Here is a 26100-nt window from a genome sequence, read left to right as displayed (position 1 = left end):
GTTTCACACTCAGACTTTTGCCGCCTTCCAAGCGCGGGCCGCGTTGCCGAAAGCTTCGAACAGGGGGCGGGACACCGGGTCTTCGGCCGCCTTATATTCCGGGTGCCATTGCACCGACAGCGTGAACCCCGGCGCATCCCGGATGACAATTGCCTCGGGCGTCTCATCATCCGCATGGCCTTCGATCACTACACGAGGGCCTGCGGTCTTGATCCCCTGCCCGTGCAGCGTGTTGGTGCGCACCGTGGTTTTGCCCAGCAATTTGTGAAACGCCCCCCCTTGGGTGAAATGCACGTCATGTCGGATTTCAAATTTTTCATCAAGCGTGCCATCCGGGGGCATCCGGTGGTTCATCCGACCGGGAAGTTCACGGATTTCCGGGTAGAGCGTGCCGCCCATCGCCACATTCACCTCTTGAAACCCGCGACAGATCCCAAAGAAGGGCTGGCCGCGGTCGACGCAGGCCCGGATCAGCGGCAGGGTAATCGCATCCCGGCAACGGTCAAACTCGCCATGTGCCTCGGTGGGATCTTCCCCATATTCCTCGGGATGCACGTTGGGCCGCCCCCCGGTGAACAGAAAACCGTCACAGACATCCAGCAATTCGTTCACGCAGACAAAATCCGGGTGGCTGGGCACGATCAGCGGCAGGCAATGCGCCACCTGACTGATCGCCTCTGAATTCATCGTTCCGCCCGCATGGGTGGGGTATTGATCATTCAAGGTGTAGAAATTGCCGATGATACCAATGACGGGGCGGGTCATATGTGCTCCGGTTTAATGCGTCTTTCTAAAGTGTTTCGCCTTATTATTGAGACACAATAATGAGGCGAAACACTCGAAACCTACTGATGTTGCGGGCGTTTCGAAATCAACTTGTGACTCAAGTTAACCTCGAAACGCTTTAGGCGTGATAGCAGATCGGGACTGACGGGCGAAGCCTTGATTGAGTTTCGACCCGAGGAAGTTTACGACCCGCGCGCCGAACTTGGCAAATGCGGTGCAACCGCGACCAGAGCCCGCGCCCGCCCGCCCTCGGATGTGGCATTTTCGTATTGGTGGTCATAATCCGCATCAAAATAAAAGGCATCTCCCTGAACAAGCAGATGGCGCCGACCATGAATGGTCAGGGCGATCTGCCCCTCGATCACATAGACCAGTTCAACCCCTTTATGGGCATGGGGTTTTGAAGGGCGTCCTGTTTCAGGAAACTCGGCCAGATACGCTTCGAGCAGACGATCAGGCACCGGGAAATCCAGGCTTTCGAACAGGTAGGACACGCCCTCCTGCCCGTCGATCGGCAGTTTGATCCGGTCCTCAGCGCGCACATGCACGGCTGTCGGTCGGGCATCTTCTGGCGTGAAGAAGTGATCCAGCCCGACGCCGAACACAAGAGAGATGCGCACAAGAGTTGGCAATGTGGGCACCACCACACCGCGCTCGATCTTGGACAGCATCCCGGCAGAGAGGCCGGTATGTTCCCCCAACTGCGCCAGCCCCAGCCGCTTGTCGGTGCGCAGCTGGTGGATTTTCGGACCGATTCGATAGGCGTCGATCTGCTCGATCAGCGTGTCTGACAACATGGGGATGTCCCTTTCCTTTTCGGTTTCTTTTGCCCCTCCGGAAAGAAGGCACAGATTATTTTACTCACATTACAGAATTATTCACATCACGAAAAAGTGGGTTGAGATGCAAGTAACTTTCACATCATGAAACTATTGTTCTCCAAATTCAAACCCAAAAGGAGCGTTACAATGTCGTTCAAGACGCTGAACCTGAAAAACACCACTCTTGTACTGGCCCTTGCGATGGCCCCCCTTGCTGCCTGCACCTCATATGCGGGGAGCGGCCCTGATATCGTGGACACTGCGGTCTCAGCCGGGAGCTTCAATACACTGGCGGCGGCTCTTGACGCTGCCGACCTTGTCGAGACCCTGAAAGGCGACGGCCCGTTCACTGTTTTTGCCCCCACGGACGAAGCCTTTGCCGCCCTGCCGGAAGGCACCGTGGAGACGCTGCTGAAGCCTGAAAACAAGGATCAGCTGACCGCAATCCTCACCTATCACGTGGTGCCTGGGAAAGTGATGTCCGGCGATGTGGTGCAACTGACCTCTGCCACCACCGTCAATGGCAGCGACGTGTCTGTGAAAGTCATGGATGGCAGCGTGATGATCAATGACGCCAAGGTCACCACCGCGGATGTGGGCGCCAGCAATGGCGTGATCCATGTGATCGACAAGGTGCTGATCCCCGCGAATTGAGGCCTCAGTATATCAGGCCGGAGCATTTCAGGCCGGCCGCGTCAGGTTTGGCGCGGCCACTCTTAAACACGGAAAGGAAATGTTATGACTTATACCCATCTCGTCACCCTGATCCTCGTCTGTATCGGCGGGGTGAACTGGGGCCTTGTCGGCCTTGCGAATTTTGATCTTGTTGCGGCGCTGCTGGGCGACATGTCAATCCTGTCGCGCATTGTCTATCTGCTGGTGGGCGTCTCGGCGGTCTATCAACTGGTTGGGGCCAGCCGGTGCCTGAAGGCAGCCGCCTGACCTCAGAAATGAAACGGGGCTTACCCCTCGGCGGTAAGCCCCACCGCGTCAATTCCTGCGGCTCCTGCGAGCAGGTCATTTTCCGACGTATCCCCGGTGACACCAACCGCACCGATCACCGCCCCGGTATCATTTCGCACCAGAATGCCCCCCGGCACCGGCACCAGACGCCCGTTATAGGCGCCATTGGCAGCGAGGATGAAATAGCTCTGCGCTTCAGCCCGGTCGCGCTGGGCCGTGCCACCAATCCCCAGCATGATCGAGCCATAAGCCTTGCCCTGGGCAATATCGAACCGGCCCGGAGGGGCGCCTTCGCCGCGTTCAAACGCCATCACATGACCGCCCGCATCCACCACCACAACCGACAGGGGCTTCATCCCCTCATCCCGGCCCTTTTCCTTGGCCACACGAATGATTTCGCGCGCCTGTTCCACTGTGAGTGTCATCACTTTTCCTTTTTCACCCGGCCAATGCGGCCTTCAATGCAAGGCGCCGCGCATGCAGCACCGGTTCAGTATAGCCGGACGGTTGCACCCGTCCCTTGAACACAAGATCACAAGCTGCCTGAAACGCCTGACCATCAAAATCGGGCGCCATCGGGCGATAGGCCGGGTCATCCGCGTTCTGCGCATCCACAATCGCCGCCATCTTTTTCAGCGCTGCCATCACCTCCTCCTCGCTGACCACACCATGGTGCAGCCAGTTCGCAAGGGCCTGGGAACTGATCCGACAGGTGGCGCGGTCTTCCATCAGGCCCACATCATGAATGTCCGGCACTTTTGAGCACCCCACCCCCTGATCAACCCAACGCACCACATAGCCAAGAATTCCCTGCGCGTTGTTTTCCACCTCCTGGCGGATATCCTCGGCAGACCAGTTCACCCCATCCGCCACCGGAATGGTCAACAGATCATCGAGGCGCCCGCGCGCGCCACCTTTGCGCAGCGCCTCCTGCCGGGCCAGCACATCAATGTCGTGGTAATGCGTGGCATGCAGGGTGGCAGCGGTTGGGCTGGGCACCCAGGCGCAGGTGGCACCCGCTTTCGGGTGGCCGATCTTGTCTGCCAGCATCTGCCCCATCCGGTCGGGCATCGCCCACATGCCTTTGCCGATCTGCGCCCTGCCCTTCAGACCACAAGCCAGCCCGATATCCACATTGCGATCCTCGTATGAGGCAATCCATTTCGACCCTTTCATATCCCCCTTGCGGATCATGGGGCCCGCCTCCATCGAGGAATGAATTTCATCCCCGGTGCGATCCAGGAAGCCGGTATTGATAAAGGCCACACGAAATTTGGCCGCGCGAATGCATTCCTTGAGGTTCACAGACGTGCGGCGTTCCTCATCCATGATGCCCAGCTTGACCGTATAACGCGGCAGGCCCAGCACCGCTTCGACCCGGCTAAAGATCTCATCCGAGAAGGCAACCTCCTCCGGCCCATGCATCTTGGGCTTCACCACGTAAACCGATCCGGTCACCGAGTTCCCGCCGCTGCGCGACAGGTCATGCATGGCGATGAGCGTGGTGATCATTGCGTCCATCAGCCCCTCGCCGATCTCTTCTCCCTCAGAGGTCAGGATCGCGGGGTTGCTCATCAAATGGCCCACATTCCGCACGAGCATCAATGACCGGCCCTTCAGGGTGATCGGCTGCCCGTCGCTGTCAAGATAGGTGCGGTCCGGGTTCATCTTGCGGGTGATGGTCTTGCCCGATTTTTCAAAGCTCTCTTCCAGATCCCCCCGCATCAGGCCAAGCCAGTTGGAATAGGCCAGCACCTTGTCTTCGGCATCCACCGCGGCGACACTGTCTTCGCAATCCATGATGGTGGACATAGCGCTTTCCAGGATGACATCCGAGATATTTGCCGGGTCATCCTTGCCAATCGGATGAGATGCGTTCACGCAAACAACCACATGCAATCCGTTGTGTTTGAAGACAAATTCGGATCCATTCTCCGCCGAACCAACAAAGTTCTCCGGCGAGACAAGGCGCGCCTCACCCCTTGAGGTCGAGATCACCAGCCCATCCTCAATACGCAATCCACGCACGTCCGACCATTTGACTCCCTCCAGCGCAACAGCCTTGTCCAGAAACCCCTTGGCCCAGTCAATCACCCGCGCACCACGCGCAGCATCATAGCCCCCAGCCTCGGGCAGATCCCCCATTGCGTCGGTGCCGTAAAGCGCGTCATACAGGCTGCCCCAACGCGCATTGGCTGCATTGAGTGCAAAACGCGCATTCATGATCGGCACCACCAGCTGCGGTCCCGGGATCAGGGCAATTTCCGGGTCGACATTTTCCGTCCCGATCTCAAAATCCGGGCCTTCCGGCACCAGATATCCGATTTCCTCAAGGAAAGACCGATAGGCCACGGGATCGTGTGATTGCCCACGATGGGCGATATGCCATGTATCCAACTGCTTTTGCAGCGCGCTCCGCCGCTCCAGCAGGGCGCGGTTTTTGGGCATAAGGTCCGCCACCAGATCCGCAAATCCCGACCAGAACGCCCCCGCGTCCACCCCGGTTCCCGGCAATGCCCGATCTTCAAGGAATGCGGCCAGCTCGGCAGCGACGGACAGTCCGGCACGGTTGGTATAGTCGGTCATGGGGCACCTCTCTTTGCGATCTGTTACAGGCAAACTCCCCCAAACAGCGTTGGCAGGCAATTGAAATCCTCGGCAGGTCAGTTAAGGGAAACTGAACCGACAGGTGAGTTTTTCCGTCGCGAGCCCTGACAGCCCGCCCCACCATCTCACCATTCGTTCTGCTTGCAGCCCCTCACCGGGCGAATTACGTTAGCGCCAAACATATCAAAGGCTCCCCGACATGACCGAACAGGCCCAGAACCAGGCACCGCAGAAAATCCACCTTTCCGACTACACCCCACCGGCCTATCTGGTGGAAGACGTGGCGCTGAGCTTCAAGCTCGCCCCAACAGCCACGCGTGTCTCCTCGAAAATCCGCTTCAAACCCAATCCGGCTGCCGCAAGCAGGGAATTTTTCCTGCATGGGGAGTATCTGACCCTGATTTCCGCAAGGATCGACGGCAAGGACGTCACCCCGGAGCTGGTTGACGGTGGCCTGCGCTGCGACGTGCCGGATGCTGCGTTTGTCTGGGAAGCTGAGGTCGATATCAATCCCGAGGCCAACACCGCGCTGGAAGGGCTTTACATGTCAAACGGCATGTATTGCACCCAATGTGAAGCCGAAGGGTTCCGCCGCATCACCTATTACCCCGATCGCCCGGATGTCATGGCCCCCTTCAAGGTGCGCATCGAAGGGGACCAGCCGGTGATGCTGTCGAACGGCAACCCGGTGGCCTCGGGCAATGGCTGGGCAGAATGGAATGACCCTTGGCCAAAACCCGCTTATCTCTTTGCCCTTGTGGCAGGCGATCTGGTGGCGCGCGACGACAGGTTCACCACCATGTCGGGCAAAGAGGTCGATCTGAAACTCTGGGTGCGCCCCGGTGATGAGGGCAAGACAGCTTTTGGCATGCAGGCGCTGAAAGACAGCATGAAATGGGATGAAGAGGTCTATGGGCGTGAATATGACCTCGATATTTTCCAGATTGTTGCCGTGAGCGATTTCAATATGGGCGCGATGGAGAACAAGGGGCTGAACATCTTCAACACCTCCGCCGTGCTCGCCTCACCCGACACCTCGACAGATGCCAATTTCGAGCGGATCGAAGCGATCATCGCGCATGAGTATTTCCACAACTGGACCGGAAACCGGATCACCTGCCGGGATTGGTTCCAGCTCAGCCTCAAGGAAGGGCTGACCGTGTTCCGCGATCAGCAATTTTCCGGCGACATGCGGTCCGAGGCCGTGTGCCGGATCAATGATGTCATCGCCCTGCGCGGTCGACAGTTCCGCGAAGATAACGGCCCGCTTGCCCATCAGGTCCAGCCCGACAGTTTTGTCGAAATCAACAATTTCTACACGGCGACCATCTATGAAAAAGGTGCCGAACTCATTCGCATGATGAAGACGCTGGTGGGGCATGAGGAGTATTACAAGGCGCTGGATCTTTACTTCACCCGCCATGATGGCGAGGCCGCGACAATCGAAGATTGGGTGCGGGTTTTTGAAGACAGCACCGGGCGTGACCTGACCCAGTTCCGTCGCTGGTACAAACAGGCCGGCACCCCACGCCTGAAGGTGACGGATCGGTTTGAGGATGGCACCTATACCCTTCATTTTGAACAACAAACTCCCCCCACCCCTGATCAGGATGAAAAGCTGCCACAGCATATTCCCGTGGCGGTTGGGCTGCTTGGCGACAATGGGGATGAAGTGCTCGGCACGCAGATCCTCGAAGTGACAGACGCCGCGCAAAGCTTCAGCTTCAGTGGGCTGGGCGCGAAACCCACCCCCTCGATCCTGCGCCATTTCTCAGCCCCGGTGATCTTGGAGCGCGAAAGCTCTGCCGAAGAGCGCGCGTTCCTGCTCGCCCATGACACCGATCCGTTCAACAAATGGGAAGCTGGGCGCACTTTGGCAAAAGATGTCCTGATCGGGATGATCACTGGCGAGAGCACCCCCGGCGGGGCCTATCTGGATGCCGTGGCTGCGATGCTGCGTGATGATAGCCTCGATCCCGCCTTCCGGGCGCTTGCGATGGGGCTGCCGGGGCAAGATGATCTGGCACAGACGCTGGCAGATGCCGGAATGACCCCCGATCCGATGGCGATATACAATGCCCATCAGACCCTGCGCCAGCAAATGGCCGAACACCTGCAGGACCTGCTGCCACGGCTGAGCGCGGAAATGACCGTGACCGACGCGTTTCAACCCAATGCGGAACAAGCAGGCAAACGTGCCCTTGGGCTGGAAGTGCTGAAGCTCACCAATCGGCTGGATGGCGGCATTGCGGCTCAGGCGCAATATGATCAGGCGGACAACATGACCCTGCGCCTGGGCGCACTTGGCTGCCTGCTCGACGTGCAGAAAGGCGAAGCAGCGCTTGCAGATTTCCGCAACCGGTTTGAGGAGGACGCCCTGGTCATGGACAAGTGGTTTGCCATGCAGGTGGCCCATGGCACCCCGGACCGTGCAGCTGAAATCGCCGCTGACCTGACGAAAGACGCGGACTTCAACTGGAAAAACCCCAACCGCTTCCGCGCCCTCTTCGGCGCCCTGATGATGAACCAACCAGGTTTCCACGAAGCCTCAGGAAAAGGCTATGCGCTCTTTGCCGACTGGCTGATCCGTCTCGATCCGCTCAACCCGCAGATCACCGCCCGCATGAGCTCAGGCTTTGAAACCTGGAAACGCTGGGATGTGGACCGGCAGGCGCTGATGAAAACGGCGCTGGAACGGATCCTCGCCTCCCCGGATCTGTCCTCGGACACGCAGGAAATGGTCAGCCGCATTCTGAACGGCTGACCCACCCCTTTTCCCGATCCCTGAAGGGTGGCGGCCTGTTCCGCCGCCCTTTTTTTCTTGTTTCAAATATCCCGGGGTGAGCGCGCTTGTCGCGCGAGGGGCAGCGCCCCTTGGTGATCCCCGCCCTGATCCCCACGCGGCGCCCTACCGACAGACCAGTCGCCAGCCCCCTTGCCCCGGATCGCGCCCTGCCCTAGAAGGCAGGGGAAACGAAATCATGGGAAAGCACACATGTTGGATCATCTCGCCTATGAAACCCCGAAACCAAAAGTCATTGCCGGGGCAAAGGAAGATTGGGAACTGGTTATCGGGATGGAAATCCACGCCCAGGTCAGCTCCAACGCCAAACTGTTTTCCGGCGCGTCAACCAAGTTCGGCGCCGAGCCCAACTCCAACGTGGCTTTCGTGGATGCCGCCATGCCGGGCATGTTGCCGGTCATCAATGAATATTGCGTAGAGCAGGCGGTGCGCACCGGGTTGGGACTGAAGGCGGATATCAACCTGTTCTCGGCCTTTGACCGCAAGAACTATTTCTACCCGGACCTGCCGCAGGGCTATCAAATTTCGCAGCTGTATCACCCCATCGTGGGCGAAGGCGAAGTGATTGTCGACATGGCGCCGGGTGTCGCGCGCAAGGTTCGGATCGAGCGTATCCACCTGGAACAGGATGCCGGCAAATCGGTGCATGACATGGATCCCAACATGTCTTTCGTGGACCTGAACCGCACCGGCGTCGCATTGATGGAAATCGTCTCACGCCCGGATATTCGTGGCCCGGAAGAGGCCGCGGCCTATGTCACCAAGCTGCGCCAGATCCTGCGTTACCTCGGCACCTGTGATGGCAATATGCAAAACGGCAACCTGCGCGCGGACGTGAACGTCTCGGTCTGTCGTCCGGGGCAATATGAGAAATACATGGAGACGCAGGATTTCTCGCATCTCGGCACCCGCTGCGAAATCAAGAACATGAACTCGATGCGCTTCATTCAGGCCGCGATTGAGTATGAGGCCCGCCGCCAGATCGCCATTGTCGAAGACGGGGGCGAAGTGGTGCAGGAAACCCGCCTGTATGACCCGGACAAGAACGAAACCCGCTCGATGCGGTCAAAGGAAGAAGCGCATGATTATCGCTACTTCCCCTGCCCTGACCTGCTGCCGCTCGAGATCGAACAGGACTGGGTGGACGGGATAGCCGACACCCTGCCGGAACTGCCGGATGAGAAAAAAGCGCGTTTTGTCACCGATTTCGGTCTGTCGGAATATGACGCGGGCGTTTTGACCGCCGAAGCGGAAAACGCCGCCTTTTTCGAAAAAGTGGCCGAGGGGCGTGACGGCAAGCTCGCCGCAAACTGGGTGATCAATGAACTCTTTGGTCGCCTGAAAAAAGAAGATCATTCGATCACCGAAAGCCCGGTCTCTCCCGAGCAGCTGGGGGGCATCATTGCGCTCATTACCAAGGGCGACATCTCGGGCAAGATCGCCAAGGATCTTTTCGAGATTGTCTATACTGAAGGTGGCGACCCGGCTGAGATTGTCGAGGCCCGCGGCATGAAGCAGGTGACGGATACCGGCGCCATCGAAGCGGCCGTGGACGAGGTGATTGCCGCCAACCCCGCTCAGGTCGAAAAGGCCAAGCAAAACCCGAAACTGGTCGGGTTCTTTGTGGGGCAAGTGATGAAAGCCACCGGCGGCAAGGCCAACCCGAAAGCGGTGAATGACATCGTGACGGCCAAGCTGGGCCTCTGATTTTGTCGACATTTCTGGTATAAGGCCCCCGCTGTGGGGCCTTTGCCATTTCTTCCAATCAGCCGACTGCGCGAACATACGGATGATGATATGACTGAACGACGCTCTGAACTCCTGATGCCTGCGGGCAATCTGCGAAAGCTGAAAATGGCGGTGCTTTATGGCGCCGATGCGGTCTATCTGGGCACGCCGGACATGTCGCTGCGCACCAAGTCGCAGTTCTCGCTGGAAGATGTGATCGAAGGGGTCGAGTTCTGCCACCAGCATGGGCGCCGCGCCTATCTGACCCTGAACCTGTTCAGCCACAACAAGGACATCCCGAAGCTCGACGAATATATCGACACGGTGCGCAAGGTGAAGCCCGACGGGCTGATCATCGCGGATCCCGGCGTGTTTCAATACGTGCGCACCCGCGCGCCTGAACTGCCGCTGCATATCTCGACCCAGGCCAATGTGTGTTCCTGGCTGTCGGTGAAATTCTGGGAGGATCAGGGGGCAGAGCTTGTGGTTCTGGCGCGCGAAGTGTCTTACCCGGAACTGGTTGAAATCCGCGAACAATGCCCGGATGTGAAGCTTGAAGCCTTCGTGCATGGCGCCATGTGCATGACCTATTCGGGCCGCTGCCTGCTGTCGAATTTCATGGCCGAACGCGGGGCGAACCAGGGCAATTGCGCCAATTCCTGTCGCTGGAATTACGGCGTGCGGATGCGCCTGAAGGATGGCACGATCGAAGATCTGAACATCACTGAAGACAACGCCGATATGTTTGAATTCCTACTTGAAGAGGGCGTGCGCCCCGGGGAATTCATGCCGATCGAGGAGGATGGGCGCGGCTCCTATATCCTCAATTCGCGCGACCTGTGCATCATGCCGAAACTGGATGAATACCTGAAAATCGGCGTGGACAGCCTGAAGGTCGAAGGGCGTGGCAAGTCGGAATATTACTGTGCCATTGTCGCCCGCGCCTATCGCATGGCCATCGATGATTATTACGCCAATCCCGAGAACTGGGATCCGAAACCCTATATGCGCGAGCTCGAGGCGGTGGGCAACCGCGGCTACACGCTGGCTTTCCACAATGGCCGGCTGACCAATTATTCACATGACTACGAACACACCGCGTCCTTGGCGCAGTGGGAATATGCCGGGGTTGTGAAAGAGGTCACCGAGGACGCTTTTCTGATCGAGGTGAAAAACAAGCTCGAGGCAGGGGAAGTGCTGGAGTTCATCTCTCCCATCGCGCGCGAAACCGTTTTGCTGCGGATGTATGAGTTTGAAGATGCCGAAACGGGTGAGGTGAAAGAGGTGGTGCAAGGCGGCACCAGAACCACCATCCGTGTGCCCTTTGCTCTGTTTGATCATGAGGACCTGGACCACCTCAAGGCGCAGTTCCCGGCCTTCACCGTGATGCGCAAGGAAAAGGCGCTGACGGATGAACAGTGGAAGCGGATCCGCTTTGACAAACTCACCCAAGGTCTTGAGATCACAGGGAAAGAAAACCCCAAAGCCTATGAAAAACGCCGCGATGCCCTGTCGGAGGCGATTGCCGAAGATGGGCGCGAGATGCGCTATAAGACCAACCGGGTCGGCACCGATGGTTGCTGTGGCAAGGGCTGTAACGGCTGCCTGATCTTCTGGCAGGGCGACCAATATGCCAAGGCGCGCGAGGTTTTGCTTAAGCGCAAACAGGGTGAACAGCTGACCCGGGCCGAAGCAAACGAGCTTCGTCTGGCCGCAGCCCCGTTTGCCCCTGCGGATCCCACATTTGCAGATCTGCCCCAAAGCGACGTGCCGATTCTGCGCTGATGCAGATGCTGGCAAAATTTGGCCATATGATGTCTGGTCGCCTGTTTGGCGGCTGGTCAGAACCCCGTCAAAATGCTACATCCCACGAACCCAAACACAGCGAGACAGGTTCCATGTACGAATACCGCGTCATCCCCGCACCCTCACGGGGCAAGAAAGCCAAAGGTGTCAAAACATCCGAAGATCGGTTTGCCCTGGCCATGTCCGATTTGCTGAATGAAATGGCGGCAGCGGGCTGGGATTATCAGCGTGCCGAGACCTTGCCGGCGGAAGAGCGCAAGGGGTTGACGGGCAAGACCTCAACCTTCCGTAACCTTCTGGTGTTTCGGCGCGAACGTGCCTGGGATGATGTGAAGGATACCTCCCCCACGGTGGCCGCCACCGCCGCCGCGGAAGAGACAAACGCCCCGGCCCTACCCTCAGCCGCCCAGGCCAACGAGGTGCCCGCAGATGCCCCTGCCCTGTCGCGCGATGGGGACAGCGCCTGACCCTCAAGCCTTGATATCAAGCGCCAGCGCGTGGATCTGCCCCATCAGGTCTGCGCCAATGGCCTGATGCACGGCTCGATGGCGCGCAACGCGGCTAAGATCGGCGAGCTTCTGCGCATGGATCACAACGCGGAAATGGCTTTCGCCCCCGTCCTGATACCCTGCATGCCCCCGGTGCATTTCGCTTTCATCAATCACTTCAAGCTGTTGCGGTTCAAACGCTGTTTCGAGCTTGGAAAAAATCTGGTCTCGGCGGGTCATTTTCGGACGCTTCCCTCTTCAAACATCTGCAAAATCCACTAAACTCTCTGGTCCGAGTCGAAAAGAGTGAACTAATGGCAAACGACGATCCTTTTGGTTTCGATATTTCGGTTTCTTCCGCCAAGAAGAAGAACCCGCGCGGCAGGCGTGGGATGTCTGGGGCGTTTGAAACCTCTACACGTGAATGTGAACACCCAACCTGTAAAGAGGCCGGGAAATACCGCGCGCCCCGCTCGCCGGATCATCTGGACGAGTTCAAATGGTTCTGCAAAGACCATGTGCGCGAATATAACCTGAAATGGAACTTCTTTGACGGCGCCAGCGAAGAAGAAATCAACGAACAGGCCGACAAGGACCGGGTCTGGGAACGTGAAACCAAACCGTTTGGCAAGCAGACCGAGGAACAGCGGGCCTGGGCCCGTCTGGGCATTGATGACGCCCATCAGGTGCTTGGGGAAAACGCCACGCAGAACCCGGGCAAATCCGTCACCGGCTCGACCCGACGCCTGCCCCCGACCGAACGGCGTGCGATTGAAATTCTGGAAGCCAAGGATCACTGGACCAAGGCCGAGGTGCGCAAGGCCTACAAAAAACTGATCAAGGTGCTGCACCCCGATATGAATGGCGGCGACCGTAGCCAGGAAGAGCAGCTGCAGGAAGTGGTCTGGGCCTGGGATCAGATCAAGGACAGCCGCAGCTTCAAATAAGCGCATTTTCAGGACACCCGAACGCCCTGCTTGTTTTCTGCAGGGCGTTCTTTTTTCCCAGCCCCATTGCCCAATGCAGAATTTCGCACCGTCAACTCACACGTCAAATCGTGCGTCAACTCACGCCAACAAACCGTCCGAATTCAGGTGGCCCTACACGCGATTATCCTCTGGCAATATCAATGGCTGAAAAATACGCCACGCTCCCCTTGCACGACGCGAGATAATCGGGCACCACACCGGGGCTGGCACCGGAATACCGGACCAAAACCGTTCAGGAAGGATTGCGAAGATGGATGTGAATGCAAAACCCACCGAAGATATCTCGGTTCGCGAGGTCTTTGGCATCGACACCGATATGACGGTGAAGGGCTTTGCAGACCGGACTGATCGCGTGCCGGAGCTGGATCCGACCTATAAGTTCGACCCGGACACAACACTCGCCATCCTCGCAGGGTTTGCCTTCAACCGTCGTGTGATGGTTCAGGGCTATCATGGCACCGGGAAATCGACCCATATCGAACAGGTTGCGGCGCGGCTGAACTGGCCCTGTGTGCGGGTAAACCTCGACAGTCACATCTCGCGGATTGACCTGATCGGCAAGGATGCGATCAAGCTGAAAGACGGGATGCAGGTGACCGAATTCCAGGAAGGCATCCTGCCCTGGGCGCTGCGCAACTCGACCGCCATCGTATTCGACGAATATGACGCGGGCCGGGCTGACGTGATGTTCGTCATCCAGCGCGTGCTGGAACATGACGGCAAGCTGACGCTGCTGGACCAGAATGAGGTGATCACTCCGAACCCGAATTTCCGCCTGTTTGCCACCGCAAACACCGTGGGTCTGGGCGACACAACCGGGCTTTACCATGGCGTGCAACAGATCAACCAGGCACAGATGGACCGCTGGTCGCTGGTCGCCACGCTGAACTACCTTTCGCATGACGCGGAAACCAACATCGTGCTGGCGAAAAACGCGATGATGAATACCGAAAGCGGCCGCAAGACCGTGAGCCAGATGGTCACCGTGGCGGATCTGACCCGCACCGCATTCATGAACGGCGATCTGTCGACCGTGATGTCCCCCCGCACAGTGCTGAACTGGGCGGAAAATGCACGTATCTTCCGCGATGTGGGCTATGCGTTCCGCCTCTCGTTCCTGAACAAATGTGACGAGCTTGAACGTCAGACCGTGGCTGAGTTTTATCAGCGCTGTTTTGACGAGGAACTGCCTGAATCAGCGGCAAGCATGAGCCTTGGTTAACCCAAGTTAACCCTGAAAGCCCTGTTTTTTCAGGGCTTTTCCTTTTCTCATTAACGGTTTCCCAGCAATCCCGGCTTATATTGGCCATGGGTGAAAATCGGGTGATGGTGGTATGCGTAGCCTCATGGTGTTGGTCTTTCTGTTCCTGTCGGCCTGTCAGGAAGAGCCGAAAAAAATGACGGCAGCCTCGGCGCCTCCGTCCTCGTGCGACATTATTCGCGTGGTGGATGGGGACACGGTAAAAGCCATTTGCCATGGGCGGGAACAGAACCTGCGCCTGCTTGGATTTGACACGCCGGAGACCTTTCGGTCACGCTGCCCTGACGAAAAGGCTCTGGGAAAAATTGCCACCAATCACCTGCGAAAGCTGATCGAAAATGCGCAGGAAGTTTTGCCCGTCACAGGTCGCCCGGATAAATACCGTCGGCTGCTGACACGGCTCTATATCGACGGGCGTGACGTGGCTGAGATCATGATCGAAGCCGGGCTCGCGGTGCCCTATCACGGCGAAAAACGGATCAACTGGTGTGACCGCCTGGTGGGGCGCAAGCAGGTGCCTCTGGGCTGATACTCCGCCGGAACTGGCCTCACAAATCCATCGCAAAATGTCGGAATACGGCTTTCCAAAGCGCGGGCGACGCCCTAATTTGACGATATGAAAAAGCCCAACGACAACCCCGCTGATCCGTTCAAAAAGGCGCTGGCCGAAGCGACCAAGACGCTGGCTGATGATGGCGATCTGTCCGTGACCTATTCGGTGGACCCGCCCGGGGCCACGAATGACGCGGTGCGCCTGCCGCAGGTGACGCGCCGGATGACCCGTGAAGAGGTGCTGTTGGCCCGCGGCACAGCCGATGCGTTTGCAATGAAACATCGCTATCATGACCCCGCGATGCACCTGCGTTACGCCCCTGCTGGCCAAATGGCGCGCGACCTTTACGAGGCGATGGAAACCGCCCGATGCGAGGCGATGGGCGCGCGCGACATGCCGGGCACGGCGGGCAATATTGACGTTAAAATTCAATCAGATGCCGCGCGTCTCGGCTATGACCAGATCACCGAGGCTGCGCAGGCTCCGCTCGCGGATGCCGCGGGTTATCTCGTGCGCCATCTGGCCACCGGACGCGATCTTCCCCCTGCTGCGACAAATGTGATGGAGCTGTGGCGTGGCTTTATCGAAGGACAGGCGGGCGACCATCTGAACGATCTTCAGGATACGCTGTCGGACCAGCAGGGCTTTGCGCGTTTTGCCAGACAGGTGATCGAAGATCTGGGCTATGGCGATCAGCTTGGCGATGATCCGGATCAGGACGACCAGTCCGACGAGGACGCCGAACAGGATCAGGAACAGCAAGAGGACCAAGAGCAGGAACAGGGGGACGACAGTTCCGAGGAGCAGGACGCCCAGCCTGAGCAGTCGCAAGATGAGACCATGGACCAGACCGAGGCCCAGGTTACCATTGACGACATGTCCGAAGATGAGATGGGCGATGATGCCGAGATGCCCGAAGGGGAGGCGCCGGTCGAGCCACCCGCCCCGGCCCCGGCCTCTGACGCAGACCCCAATTACGAGGTCTATCTGAACGAGCATGACGAGGAAATCCTGGCTGAGGAGCTTGCTGAACCGGCGGAGCTGGAACGGCTGCGAGCCTATCTCGATCAGCAGCTGGAACCTTTGAAAGGGGCCGTAAGCCGACTGGCCAACAAGCTGCAACGCCGCCTGCAGGCGCAACAGAACCGGTCCTGGTTGTTTGATCTGGAAGAAGGCATTCTGGACGCGGGACGCCTTGCACGGGTTGTTGCGAACCCGACCACGCCGCTTAGTTTCAAGCAGGAGAAGGATACCGAGTTTCGCGATACGGTGGTAACTCTGCTTCTGGACAATTCCGGCTCGATGCGGGGCCGACCGATTTCGATTGCTGCGATCTGCGCCGACGTGCTGAGCCGCACGCTGGAACGCTGTGGGGTGAAGGTTGAGGTGCTTGGCTTTACCACCCGCGCCTGGAAAGGCGGACAGGCACGCGAAAAATGGCTGGCTGATGGGCGCCCGGGACAGCCGGGGCGGCTGAATGATCTGCGCCATATCATCTATAAACAGGCGGATGCGCCGATGCGCCGGACCAGGGACAATCTGGGCCTGATGATGAAGGAAGGGTTGCTTAAGGAAAACATCGATGGCGAGGCACTGGAATGGGCCCATCGCCGGATCGTCGCACGCCCCGAGGCGCGGAAAATCCTGATGGTGATCTCTGATGGGGCGCCGGTCGATGATTCAACCCTGTCCGTCAACCCTGCGAATTACTTGGAAAAACACCTGCGTGACGTGATTGCAATGGTTGAAAAGCAGGCACGGGTTGAGCTTCTGGCAATTGGCATCGGCCATGACGTGACCCGGTATTACGACCGAGCCGTCACCATCACCGATGCCGAACAGCTGGCAGGCGCGATGACCGAACAGCTGGCCGCGCTGTTTGACAGTGACCCCCGGGCGCGAGCGCGGGTGATGGGGATCCGGAAGGCGAGCTAACCTTCGCCTTCCCCCGGTGTCGTCGGCCCCGGGGGCGTCGGTCCAAGAGCGTTCAGACTGGCAAGGAAAGCTTCGGTTCCAATGCGGATCAGCGCGTCTGGAAAGTCGTAATCCGGGTTGTGCAACGCAGGCGTGTCCACACCACTGCCCACAAACAGCATCACGGTTTGGGCAATTTCGCTGTATACGCCAAAATCTTCGGACCAACGCATCGGCAATCCACCGTCGGAAACCACAAATTCCGCGCTTTCCACCGCGCCTTTCACCTGTCCGGTCAGAGCAGGATCATTTTCACAGCCTGCAAATACATCCTGATAAGACCACGTCACCGAAAGCCCCTGCGCTTTCGCCACGTCACTCACAAGGGCTTCTGCGTCGCCAACCAACGCGCCCATCGCTTCATTGGTCAATGTGCGCAACGTCACCCAGACCTCCCCGGCACCGGGGGCGATTCCAAAGGTTTTCTCCCCCAGACTGGCATGGGTCACCGTCGCCATCCGGAAGTCGGGGTCGGAGGGTGCGCCAACCGCCATCGCGGCAAAACCGGAAATCACCTCTGCCATGGCCAGTCCCGGCGAGCGCCCGGTTTCAGGTTGCGATGCATGCGCCGTGCAGCCATTGAAGGCCACGCGCATTCCGCGCGAGGCACAATTGACCGGCCCGGCCTTCAGGCCAATCTCGCCCAAAACACGCCCGGGCACATTGTGCAAAGACAGCGCAAAATCCGGGGCCAGGCGCTGAAGCCGCCCATCCGCGAGCACCGCCTTTGCCCCGGCTCCGGTTTCTTCTGCGGGCTGAAACACCAAGATCACATCCAGCCCTTCAAAACGCCTGTGCGCCAGTGTGCGGGCCACGCCGATCAGGATGGCCATATGCCCGTCATGACCACACAGATGTCCCCTTCCGGGGTATTGCGAACGATGCGGCGCGTCTGAGCGTTCCTCAATCGGTAACCCATCCAGTTCACAGCGCAGCATCACCCGGTGCCGGATCTTGCCCGCACCGCGAAACACCGCCGCCACACCATGCCCCCCGAGCCCGGTTTCTATGTGATCAGGGCCAAGAGGTGTCAGCACCTCAACCACCCGCCGGGCGGTTTCACGCTCCTGCCCCGAGAGTTCCGGCCAGCGATGCATCTCACGTCGCCAGCGGGTCAGTTCCACCAGGTCCTCATCAGGCATTTGATACATTGATCTTCCCACCAAACTGCGTCGTAATGTTCAACTGCTGTGGCCTGCGCTCGGACCTGTCAACCGAATATTCCACTTTCCCTCCCGAGGCCGCAGGGGCAGTATGCGCGCAAACCAGTCCCACTTCAGACCAAAGATTCCCGCCAGAGACCCCACATGTATCAAAGCTTTGACACCACCGCCGATCCCTCCAAGGGGCCCGCCCGCCTAGACCGTCTGCGCCGCGCCATGGCACTGAAAGGTCTGGACGGGTTCATCATTCCCCGCGCGGATGCCCATCAGGGCGAATATGTCGCGGAATGTGACCGGCGGCTGGCCTGGCTGACGGGGTTTACCGGGTCGGCGGGGTTCTGCATCGCGCTGAAAGAGAGCGCGGGTGTGTTCGTGGATGGGCGCTATCGCAATCAGGTGAGAAGCCAGGTGGATCTGGGGCATTTCACCCCTGTCGACTGGCCCGAAACGCAGCCCGGTCCGTGGATGTCACAAAAGGCCCAGCCCGGACAGAAAATCGGGTTTGATCCGTGGCTGCACAGCCGCGGCGAAATCGAACGGTTGCGCAAGGATACCGCCGCTGCGGGGCTGACCCTTGTGGCGGTGGACAATCTGGTGGATCAGATCTGGACGGACCGCCCGGCGCCACCAGCCGCTCCGATCACCGCACACCCGCTTGAGTTTGCGGGTCAGAACAGCGCAGACAAATGCGCCGAAATTGCCGACGAACTGCTGGCGCGCGGATTGAAAGCGCAGGTGCTGACCCTGCTTGACAGCATCGCGTGGCTTTTGAACATCCGTGGCACGGATATTGAGCATATCCCGGTTGTGCAGGGTTTTGCGATCATTGGCGATGACGCGCAGGTGACGCTGTTTACCGAAGAGGGGCGCGAGGGGATTGAGCGGCTTGAGGGGATTTCGGTGCGCCCCAAACACGCGTTTGTTGCCGCCCTGAAGGCGCTGGATGGACCGGTTGGCGTCGACAAAAGCTCTGCCCCCTATGCTGTCACCCAACATCTGGAAAAAGCAGGCATTGCCTTTGAGTGGAACGACGACCCCGTTGTCCTGCCCAAGGCACGCAAAAACCCCACCGAACTGGCCGGAGCCCGCAAGGCCCATCTGCGCGACGCCGCGGCCGTGGTCGAATTTCTTGCCTGGTTTGACAATATGGACAAACCCAGCCTGTCCGAAATTGATCTGGTTGAAAAGCTTGAGGAGAAACGCCGCGAGACCGGGAAGCTCGAGGACATCTCATTCGAAACCATCTCAGGCACTGGCCCCAATGGCGCAATCATGCATTACCGCGTTACACATGACAGCAATCGCCGCCTGCAAAACGGGGATCTGGTGGTTCTGGACAGCGGCGGACAGTATCGCGATGGCACCACCGACATTACCCGAACGCTGGCTGTCGGCGAAGTCGGTGACGAGGAAAAACGCTGTTTCACCCGTGTATTACAAGGCATGATCGCGCTGTCCCGCACCCGTTTTCCCCACGGCAGAACCGGCCGCGACCTTGACCCGATTGCGCGCTATCCGCTCTGGGCGGCGCATCAGGACTTCAATCATGGCACCGGCCATGGTGTTGGCGCCTTCCTGTCGGTCCATGAAGGGCCGCAACGGTTTTCAAACATCTCGGAAGTGCCCTTGGAGCCCGGCATGATCTTATCAAACGAACCCGGATATTACCGCGATGGCGCTTTCGGCATTCGCATAGAGAACCTGGTGGTGGTTGAAGAGGCTGTCTGCCCGCCCGATGGGGACAAAGAGCGCGCCCTTTACGGGCTGGAGACCCTCACCTATGTGCCGATTGACACCGGGCTCGTGGTGGGGGAAATGCTGTCGGGGGAAGAGCGCGCATGGCTCAACACCTACCATGCCCGGTGCCGCGAAATGCTCTCACCGCGCCTCAGTGACGTCGCGTATCAGTGGCTACAGGACGCAACCGCGCCGATTTGACACGCGACACGCATCTATAATCTGGTAAAGTCAGGGCCAAATCGAGATCGGCCCTTTGGTCGGAAGAATTGGGGATAACATGACTGACAACATCAAGATCCGTAAGGCCGAGGGCAAATGGACCGTGCGCGCCGGGGGCGCTGTGCTGGGCGAAAGCCTGAATGCCCTTGAAGTCATCGAAGGTCAGAGCCAACCGGTCATCTACTTCCCGCGCGCGGACATCGCCATGGCCTTTCTGGACGAAAGCCAGACCGTGACAACCTGCCCCTATCGTGGCGAAGCAAAACACTATTCGATCAACACCAAATCCAAGGTGATCGAAGATGCCGGTTGGAGCTATGGCTCTCCGATCGAGGAATTGGCTGCGCTGAAAGATCACCTGGCCTTTTACGGCGATAAGGCGACAGTGGCACGGACCTGATACGGCGACCTGATACTGGGCCTGAGACGGGGACCACCTTTACACCACATCGGAAATGGGCCCTGTTTGGGCCCATTTTTTATGCAAGATCAGAGATCTTGATCCCCGTCCCCTTGCGGATAGGACAGGACGCCCCCCCCAACTGCGGCTTCAACACCTGTTGTCGTGGGGCAGGACGTGGGCAGACCACGCGCCACACGGACCGCAAGATAGGCAAAGGCCTGGGCCTCCAACATATCTCCATCCAGACCTGCCTCTTCAACCGGCAGGACATCCCCCCCACAGCGCGCGCGCAGCTCTTGCATGATGGCCGCGTTGTGCCGCCCCCCACCCGTGACCAGAATGCGGGATGGTGTCGAGGGGCAGTGCTCAAGCCCGCGGGCGACGGCCGCAGCGACACAGGCCGACAAGGTCGCCACGGCATCCGCATCGCAAAGCATCTCCACCTGATCCTTCAGCGAAGAAAACGCATCCCGGTCAAGAGATTTTGGCGGAATGCGTAGAAAATAGGGGTGCTGCAGGAACCGGTCGACAATCTCCTCCTGCACCTCGCCAGACTGGGCCAATGCACCCCCGGCATCAATGCTCTGTCCCCGGCGCGCGCGCATCACATCATTGATTGGTGCATTGGCAGGCCCCGTGTCGAAGGCGAGGCAGGCACCGGTTGCAGCGGGATCCGCTACATTCGGATCCACCCAGGTGACATTTCCGACCCCACCCAGGTTGAGAAAGACCAACGGCATGTCCGCCTTGATATGACGTGCCAATGCATGGTGGTAAAAGGGCGCAAGCGGGGCGCCTTCCCCCCCCAACAGCACATCAGCTGACCGAAAATCCCAGACCACAGGCGTGCCGGAAATCTCGGCCAGAACCTGGCCGTCGCCCACCTGATGCGTCCCCCTCCCGCGCGGATCATGCGCCAGGGTTTGGCCGTGAAAACCAATAATATCAATATGATGAGAGGACAACTTCGACACCAAAATCGCATGTGACGTTTCCACCAGTTCTGCCGCCTCAGCCACTCCCTCCTCGCCCGGCCACGCGCCAAGAACTGCACATAGTTGCGCCTGCTCAGCATCATCAAAAGGAAGAAAAACCGATGGTCCAAACTCTTCAACCCGTTCGCCATCGGTCAGCACAAGCGCACCATCCACCCCGTCCAGAGAGGTCCCCGACATGCAGCCAAGCGCCCAGATCGCCTGCCCCCCGCCCGGACCGTTTGTCCGTGTCTTCAACATGCTCTTCCCCTTTTGCCCGCCCCCGTCTATACGGAGGGTTCAATGACAAACATGGACCGAAAAACGATGACCTACCACCCAAAATCCGACTTCATGCGTGTGATGATCGAGCGCGGCTTCGTGGCCGATTGCACCGATTATCAGGCACTGGACGAAGCTTTGGTCAAAGGTGTCGTGCCGGCCTATATCGGCTTCGATGCCACGGCAAAATCGCTGCATGTGGGGTCGCTCATTCAGATCATGATGCTGCGCTGGCTGCAAAAGACCGGGCATAAGCCGATCACGCTGATGGGCGGTGGCACCACCAAGGTGGGGGACCCCTCGTTCCGCGCGGACGAACGCCCGCTGTTGGGGCCTGAGCAGATTGACGAGAACATCGCCGGGATCAAGAAGGTCTTTGCCAAATATATCGACTATGACACTGACGGCGACAACAAGGCGCTGATGCTGAACAATGCCGAATGGCTGGACGATCTGAACTACCTCGATTTCCTGCGCGATATCGGGCGGCATTTCTCGGTCAACCGGATGCTGGCGTTTGAAAGTGTAAAGTCGCGGATTGATCGGGAACAGAGCCTGTCTTTCCTCGAGTTCAACTACATGATCCTGCAAGCCTATGATTTCCTTGAGCTGAACCGCCGCTACGGCTGTGCTCTGCAAATGGGCGGCTCGGATCAATGGGGCAATATCGTCAACGGGATCGACCTGACCCGCCGTATCCTCGACAACCAGATCTTTGGCCTGACCTCGCCGCTTCTGACCACATCGGACGGCAAGAAAATGGGCAAATCGCAAAACGGTGCGATCTGGCTGAACGAAGACATGCTGTCACCTTACGAATTCTGGCAGTTCTGGCGCAATACCACGGACGCGGATGTGGGGCGTTTCCTCAAGCTTTATACTGAACTGCCGCTTGAAGAATGTGAACGCCTGGGCGCGCTGGAAGGTCAGGCCATCAATGATGCAAAGATCGTGCTGGCCAATGAAGTCACCACGCTCGCCCATGGGGCGGAAGCTGCAAAAGCCGCCGAGGCCACTGCGCGCGAAGTGTTCGAAAAAGGCGGCGTCGGGGATGACCTGCCCACCGTCGCCCTCTCCGCAGATGAGATTGGCGATGGCATTTCCATCGTGCAGCTCATTGTGAAATCCGGCCTGGTCAAATCCGGCAAGGAGGCCAAACGCCTGATCGCCGAAAACGGGGCCAAGGTAAATGACGCGCCGTTGGAAAATGCTGGCCTCATGATCAGCGCGACCGACCTCGCCCAGCCGATGAAACTGTCCGCAGGCAAAAAGCGGCACGCACTCGTCACCTTGGCGGGTTAAACGCCCTTTTTCTTGCTAAAAATACCTTTGGGGTCCGGGGGCAAAGCCCCCGGCCTGCCAATGCGCAATCTGCAGATTGCCCTTCCTTCCCCTGCTTGCTACCGTCCATTGCGCAGCCGCAGGAGGATCCGATGCAGCCACTCAATCCCAACCTATTCGCAACCTCTCCTCCCCCGGTGATGGAGGCGCGCCGCTGGATCGCGGGCAAAAGCTTTTCCCAAGACCTGCCCCTGATCAATGTCAGCCAGGCCGCCCCGGTCGATCCCCCACCGGAGGGATTGCGTCAGGCAATTGCCGACACTGCTTTGACCCTGCCCGACGCTCATCTTTACGGCCCGGTTCTGGGTCTGCCCGCATTGCGCAAAGAAGTGGCGTTTCAGTTTTCCCAGGCCTATGGCGGCACGATCGACGCAGAAAACGTGGCTATCACCTCCGGGTGCAACCAGGCCTTTTGCGCCGCCATCAGCACACTTGCCGGCCCAGGGGACGCAGTCATCCTGCCAACACCTTGGTATTTCAACCATAAAATGTGGCTGGACATGAACGGGATCAACGCTGTTGCGCTGAAAACCGGTAAGGATCTGCTGCCCGACCCGGACACAGCCCGCACCCTGATCACCCAAAAGACACGGGCAATTGTGCTGGTCACCCCGAACAATCCGGCCGGGGTCGAATACCCCCCCACCCTGATTGCCGCCTTTCGTGACCTTGCCCGCGACGCCGGGATTGCGCTGATCATTGACGAAACCTATCGGGATTTTCATTCCAGGGACGGCGCGCCACATGACCTGTTTGCGGACCCTGATTGGAGCGACACGGTGATCCAACTTTACAGTTTCTCGAAAGCCTACCGGCTGACCGGCCATCGCGTGGGAGCATTGATCACCAGCCCCGCACGCCTCGCCCAGGTGGAGAAATTCCTCGACACCCTGACAATCTGCCCCGCTCAGCTGGGCCAGCACGCGGCCCTTTGGGGGATGCGCAACCTACGGGACTGGCTCAACGGCGAACGGCAGGAGATCCTGAGCCGCGCCCAGGCAATGCGAGAGGGGTTTGCCCCGCTGGCACAAAAGGGCTGGAGCCTGATGGGATGTGGCGCCTATTTCGCCTATCTGAACCACCCGTTCGACCTGCCCTCGGATCAGCTTGCTCCCAGGCTGGTTGATCAAAGCGCCATTCTGTCCCTTCCCGGCACCATGTTCACGCCCGCGGGCGATGCGGACGGGGCGCGCCAGCTGCGGGTGGCCTTTGCCAATATCGACCGTGATGGGATCGGCGTATTTCTTAATCGGCTCACGGATTTTCATCCCTGACGCATCACCGCTTGGCAATCCGGACCGCGTGACCTAAAACCGCTTAGAGCTGAATGAAAAAGGATGCAAAGCATGGCAACCAGTAAGATCTCGCGCACCTTCGGTTGGGGCCTCATGGGCCTCGTGATGGTTGGGCTTGTAGGCTTTGGATCCACAAATTTCGGCGGCGGCGGCCGGTCAATTGGCACCGTGGGGGATACCGATATTGATGCCCAGCGATATGCGCGTGAACTGAACAATGAACTGCGTGCGCTCCAGGCCCAGACCGGGCAGCAGATCCCGCTGGCGCAGGCCCAGGCCTTTGGCCTCGACCGTCAGGTTCTTGGCCGCCTGCTGGCGACCACGGCACTGGAAAACGAAACCGCTCGTCTGGGTATTTCGGTTGGCGATGACCAGCTGCGCAAGCGGATTGTGGAAATCTCGGCCTTTCAGGGGATCAACGGACAGTTTGACCGTGAAGCCTATAATTTTGCATTGGAGCAGTCCGGCCTGACCGCAGCCGAGTTCGAAGCGTCTTTGCGGGCGGAAGTGGCGCGTCAGATCCTGCAGACCGCCGTGGCAAGCGGCACCACCGCCTCGCCGCTTTTCGTCGATACGCTTTATGGTGTTTACTATGAGACCCGTGATTTCACCTGGGCCAGCCTGCCGATGTCGGCGCTGACCGAGGCGCTTCCGGCTGCCTCTGAGGAAGAGCTGACCGCCTTTTATGACGCGAACGCAAGCGCCTACACCCTGCCCGAGACAAAGAACATCACCTTTGCCTGGCTCAACCCGGAAGACCTGATCACCGGGATCGAGGTGAACGACGAAGACCTTGAAGCTCTTTATCAGGAGCGGATCGACGAGTTCATGGTGCCCGAGCGCCGCATGGTCGAACGCCTTGTCTTCTCCAGCACGGCAGACGCCCAGGCAGCCATGGACGCGATCACCGCAGGCGATAAGAGTTTTGAAGACATTGTCGCCGAACGTGAACTGACCTTGAGCGATGTCGATCTGGGGGACCTGTCACAGGATGAGCTGGGCATGGCAGGGGACGCAGTTTTTGCCATGACGGCCCCCGGCGTTGCGGGCCCGGTTGAAAGCGACCTGGGCCCGGCAATTTTCCGCATGAACGCTGTTCTGGCGGCGCAGGAGACCAGTTTCGAGCAAGCCCGCGAACAGCTTCAGGGAGAGCTGGCCTCTGACGCGGCCCGTCGGCAGGTAAACGACCAGATTGCCGATCTGGATGATCTTCTGGCCGGTGGCGCCACCCTGGAAGAGATTGCAGGCAGCCATAAAATGCGTCTCGACACAATCGACTGGACCACAGAGAACAGCGACGGCATTGCCGCCTATGAAAGCTTCCGCGATGCAGCCCTTGCTGCACAGGAGGGAGATTTCCCCGAAATCACGCTGATGGCCGATGGCGGCGTTTTTGCGCTGCGCGTCAACAAGGTCGACGCCCCACGCCTGCAGACGCAGGAGGAAGTGGCAGATCAGGTTCTGGTGGGCTGGGGCCTGCAAAAGCGCCTTGAGTTGCTGGCCGCACAGGCCGAAAGCATGATCCCGGCGCTGGAGGGGGGCGAAAGCCTGTCCTCGCTTGGACTGACTGAGGTGGTGGAAACGGAACAGGGGCGCGAAGCCTTCATCAACGGCGCACCAGCCGGGTTCATCAACGAAGTCTTCACCATGAAAACCGATGAATGGCGTGTTCTTCCGGGCGTTGAAGACGTGGTGCTGGTGCGTGTTGATGCGGTGAACGCCGCCGACCAGACCAGCGAAGAGGCCGTTGCGACGAAAGCGCAATTTGCCGAGCAGACCGGTCAGGAGCTGGGCATTGACATCGAAAATGCCTTTGCCCGTATTCTCGAAGCTCAGGCAGGGGTGACGCTTGATCGGGCCGTGATCAACGCCATCCACGCCCAGTTCCCGTAACCCCGCCCCCA

General features: G+C 59.0%; 22 protein-coding genes. 15 read left to right on the top strand and 7 right to left on the bottom strand.

Going from position 1 to position 26100, the window contains the following annotated elements; translation table 11 throughout:
* Positions 1–9: 9 nt before the first annotated feature.
* Both K3J57_RS05380 and K3J57_RS05375 read right to left on the bottom strand, forming a co-directional pair.
* Complete coding sequence (locus K3J57_RS05380; RefSeq protein WP_259794337.1) at positions 10–765, bottom strand: gamma-glutamyl-gamma-aminobutyrate hydrolase family protein; 756 nt, start codon at positions 763–765, stop codon at positions 10–12.
* Positions 766–968: 203 nt separating this feature from the next.
* Positions 969–1583, bottom strand: coding sequence for a cupin domain-containing protein (locus K3J57_RS05375; protein ID WP_259794336.1), 615 nt, complete (start codon positions 1581–1583; stop codon positions 969–971).
* Positions 1584–1808: 225 nt separating this feature from the next.
* On the opposite strand from K3J57_RS05375, the gene K3J57_RS05370 reads away from it, so the two are divergent.
* Positions 1809–2261 carry a fasciclin domain-containing protein gene (locus K3J57_RS05370; protein WP_173487226.1) on the top strand — a complete coding sequence of 151 codons (453 nt, stop codon included), beginning with the start codon at positions 1809–1811 and terminating at the stop codon, positions 2259–2261.
* Positions 2262–2345: 84 nt separating this feature from the next.
* Positions 2346–2549 carry a DUF378 domain-containing protein gene (locus tag K3J57_RS05365; protein ID WP_055192595.1) on the top strand — a complete coding sequence of 68 codons (204 nt, stop codon included), beginning with the start codon at positions 2346–2348 and terminating at the stop codon, positions 2547–2549.
* A gap of 20 nt (positions 2550–2569) precedes the next feature.
* On the opposite strand, the gene K3J57_RS05360 is transcribed toward K3J57_RS05365, so the two are convergent.
* Both K3J57_RS05360 and K3J57_RS05355 read right to left on the bottom strand, forming a co-directional pair.
* Positions 2570–2995, bottom strand: coding sequence for a GlcG/HbpS family heme-binding protein (locus K3J57_RS05360; protein ID WP_259797381.1), 426 nt, complete (start codon positions 2993–2995; stop codon positions 2570–2572).
* A gap of 13 nt (positions 2996–3008) precedes the next feature.
* Complete coding sequence (locus K3J57_RS05355; RefSeq protein WP_259797379.1) at positions 3009–5156, bottom strand: malate synthase G; 2148 nt, start codon at positions 5154–5156, stop codon at positions 3009–3011.
* 220 nt (positions 5157–5376) lie between these two features.
* Here K3J57_RS05355 and pepN point away from each other — a divergent pair, with 220 nt between their 5' ends.
* The 4 genes from pepN (at position 5377) to K3J57_RS05335 (ending at position 11981) form a co-directional block, all read left to right on the top strand.
* The gene (gene pepN / locus K3J57_RS05350; RefSeq protein ID WP_259797377.1) at positions 5377–7941 is read left to right on the top strand and encodes an aminopeptidase N; all 2565 of its coding nucleotides are present in this window, start codon (positions 5377–5379) and stop codon (positions 7939–7941) included.
* A gap of 231 nt (positions 7942–8172) precedes the next feature.
* Complete coding sequence (gene gatB / locus K3J57_RS05345; protein ID WP_259777093.1) at positions 8173–9687, top strand: Asp-tRNA(Asn)/Glu-tRNA(Gln) amidotransferase subunit GatB; 1515 nt, start codon at positions 8173–8175, stop codon at positions 9685–9687.
* A gap of 90 nt (positions 9688–9777) precedes the next feature.
* Positions 9778–11493, top strand: a complete 1716-nt coding sequence (locus K3J57_RS05340) for a U32 family peptidase C-terminal domain-containing protein (protein WP_259797375.1) — start codon at positions 9778–9780, stop codon at positions 11491–11493.
* On the top strand, positions 11493–11981 hold the full coding sequence (locus tag K3J57_RS05335) for a DUF4177 domain-containing protein (protein WP_259794331.1): 489 nt from the start codon (positions 11493–11495) through the stop codon (positions 11979–11981). Before K3J57_RS05340 ends, K3J57_RS05335 begins: the two co-directional genes overlap by 1 nt.
* A 3-nt stretch (positions 11982–11984) precedes the next feature.
* Here K3J57_RS05335 and K3J57_RS05330 read toward each other — a convergent pair whose 3' ends face one another.
* Positions 11985–12242 carry a BolA family protein gene (locus K3J57_RS05330; protein WP_259786611.1) on the bottom strand — a complete coding sequence of 86 codons (258 nt, stop codon included), beginning with the start codon at positions 12240–12242 and terminating at the stop codon, positions 11985–11987.
* A 74-nt stretch (positions 12243–12316) separates the two neighbouring features.
* Between K3J57_RS05330 and K3J57_RS05325 the strand changes: the two genes are divergently transcribed.
* The 4 genes from K3J57_RS05325 to cobT all read left to right on the top strand — a co-directional run bounded on the left by K3J57_RS05325 (position 12317) and on the right by cobT (position 16740).
* Positions 12317–12949 carry a J domain-containing protein gene (locus K3J57_RS05325; protein ID WP_055192602.1) on the top strand — a complete coding sequence of 211 codons (633 nt, stop codon included), beginning with the start codon at positions 12317–12319 and terminating at the stop codon, positions 12947–12949.
* A gap of 292 nt (positions 12950–13241) precedes the next feature.
* Positions 13242–14213, top strand: a complete 972-nt coding sequence (cobS, locus tag K3J57_RS05320) for a cobaltochelatase subunit CobS (protein WP_055192603.1) — start codon at positions 13242–13244, stop codon at positions 14211–14213.
* 112 nt (positions 14214–14325) lie between these two features.
* On the top strand, positions 14326–14781 hold the full coding sequence (locus tag K3J57_RS05315) for a thermonuclease family protein (protein ID WP_259797373.1): 456 nt from the start codon (positions 14326–14328) through the stop codon (positions 14779–14781).
* Positions 14782–14868: 87 nt separating this feature from the next.
* Positions 14869–16740: a cobaltochelatase subunit CobT gene (gene cobT / locus K3J57_RS05310; protein ID WP_259797371.1), complete on the top strand. Its 1872-nt coding sequence runs from the start codon at positions 14869–14871 to the stop codon at positions 16738–16740.
* Here cobT and K3J57_RS05305 read toward each other — a convergent pair.
* Positions 16737–17930 (bottom strand): amidohydrolase, encoded by a 1194-nt coding sequence (locus tag K3J57_RS05305; protein WP_259797369.1) that lies wholly within the window; start codon positions 17928–17930, stop codon positions 16737–16739. The genes cobT and K3J57_RS05305 overlap by 4 nt on opposite strands.
* A gap of 156 nt (positions 17931–18086) precedes the next feature.
* On the opposite strand from K3J57_RS05305, the gene K3J57_RS05300 reads away from it, so the two are divergent.
* Together K3J57_RS05300 and K3J57_RS05295 are read left to right on the top strand one after the other, a co-directional pair.
* On the top strand, positions 18087–19880 hold the full coding sequence (locus tag K3J57_RS05300) for an aminopeptidase P family protein (RefSeq protein WP_259797368.1): 1794 nt from the start codon (positions 18087–18089) through the stop codon (positions 19878–19880).
* Positions 19881–19959: 79 nt separating this feature from the next.
* Positions 19960–20301: a DUF427 domain-containing protein gene (locus tag K3J57_RS05295; RefSeq protein WP_173487238.1), complete on the top strand. Its 342-nt coding sequence runs from the start codon at positions 19960–19962 to the stop codon at positions 20299–20301.
* Positions 20302–20390: 89 nt separating this feature from the next.
* Here the strand turns inward: K3J57_RS05295 and K3J57_RS05290 are convergent, their stop codons facing one another.
* The gene (locus K3J57_RS05290; RefSeq protein ID WP_259797367.1) at positions 20391–21539 is read right to left on the bottom strand and encodes an anhydro-N-acetylmuramic acid kinase; all 1149 of its coding nucleotides are present in this window, start codon (positions 21537–21539) and stop codon (positions 20391–20393) included.
* 66 nt (positions 21540–21605) lie between these two features.
* Between K3J57_RS05290 and tyrS the strand changes: the two genes are divergently transcribed.
* From tyrS to K3J57_RS05275, 3 genes are all read left to right on the top strand, one after another.
* Positions 21606–22862 carry a tyrosine--tRNA ligase gene (gene tyrS, locus K3J57_RS05285; RefSeq protein ID WP_259794861.1) on the top strand — a complete coding sequence of 419 codons (1257 nt, stop codon included), beginning with the start codon at positions 21606–21608 and terminating at the stop codon, positions 22860–22862.
* A 131-nt stretch (positions 22863–22993) separates the two neighbouring features.
* A complete protein-coding gene (locus K3J57_RS05280; protein WP_259794322.1) occupies positions 22994–24175 on the top strand; it encodes an aminotransferase in 1182 nt (393 codons plus the stop codon).
* A 72-nt stretch (positions 24176–24247) separates the two neighbouring features.
* On the top strand, positions 24248–26089 hold the full coding sequence (locus tag K3J57_RS05275; protein WP_259794321.1) for a SurA N-terminal domain-containing protein: 1842 nt from the start codon (positions 24248–24250) through the stop codon (positions 26087–26089).
* The last annotated feature ends 11 nt before the right edge of the window (positions 26090–26100 follow it).

The sequence above is a fragment of the Aliiroseovarius crassostreae genome (assembly GCF_025137635.1).
Lineage (GTDB): Bacteria > Pseudomonadota > Alphaproteobacteria > Rhodobacterales > Rhodobacteraceae > Aliiroseovarius > Aliiroseovarius crassostreae.
Note: the sequence above shows the minus strand (reverse complement) of the source record. Positions and strands in the feature narration are given on the sequence as shown.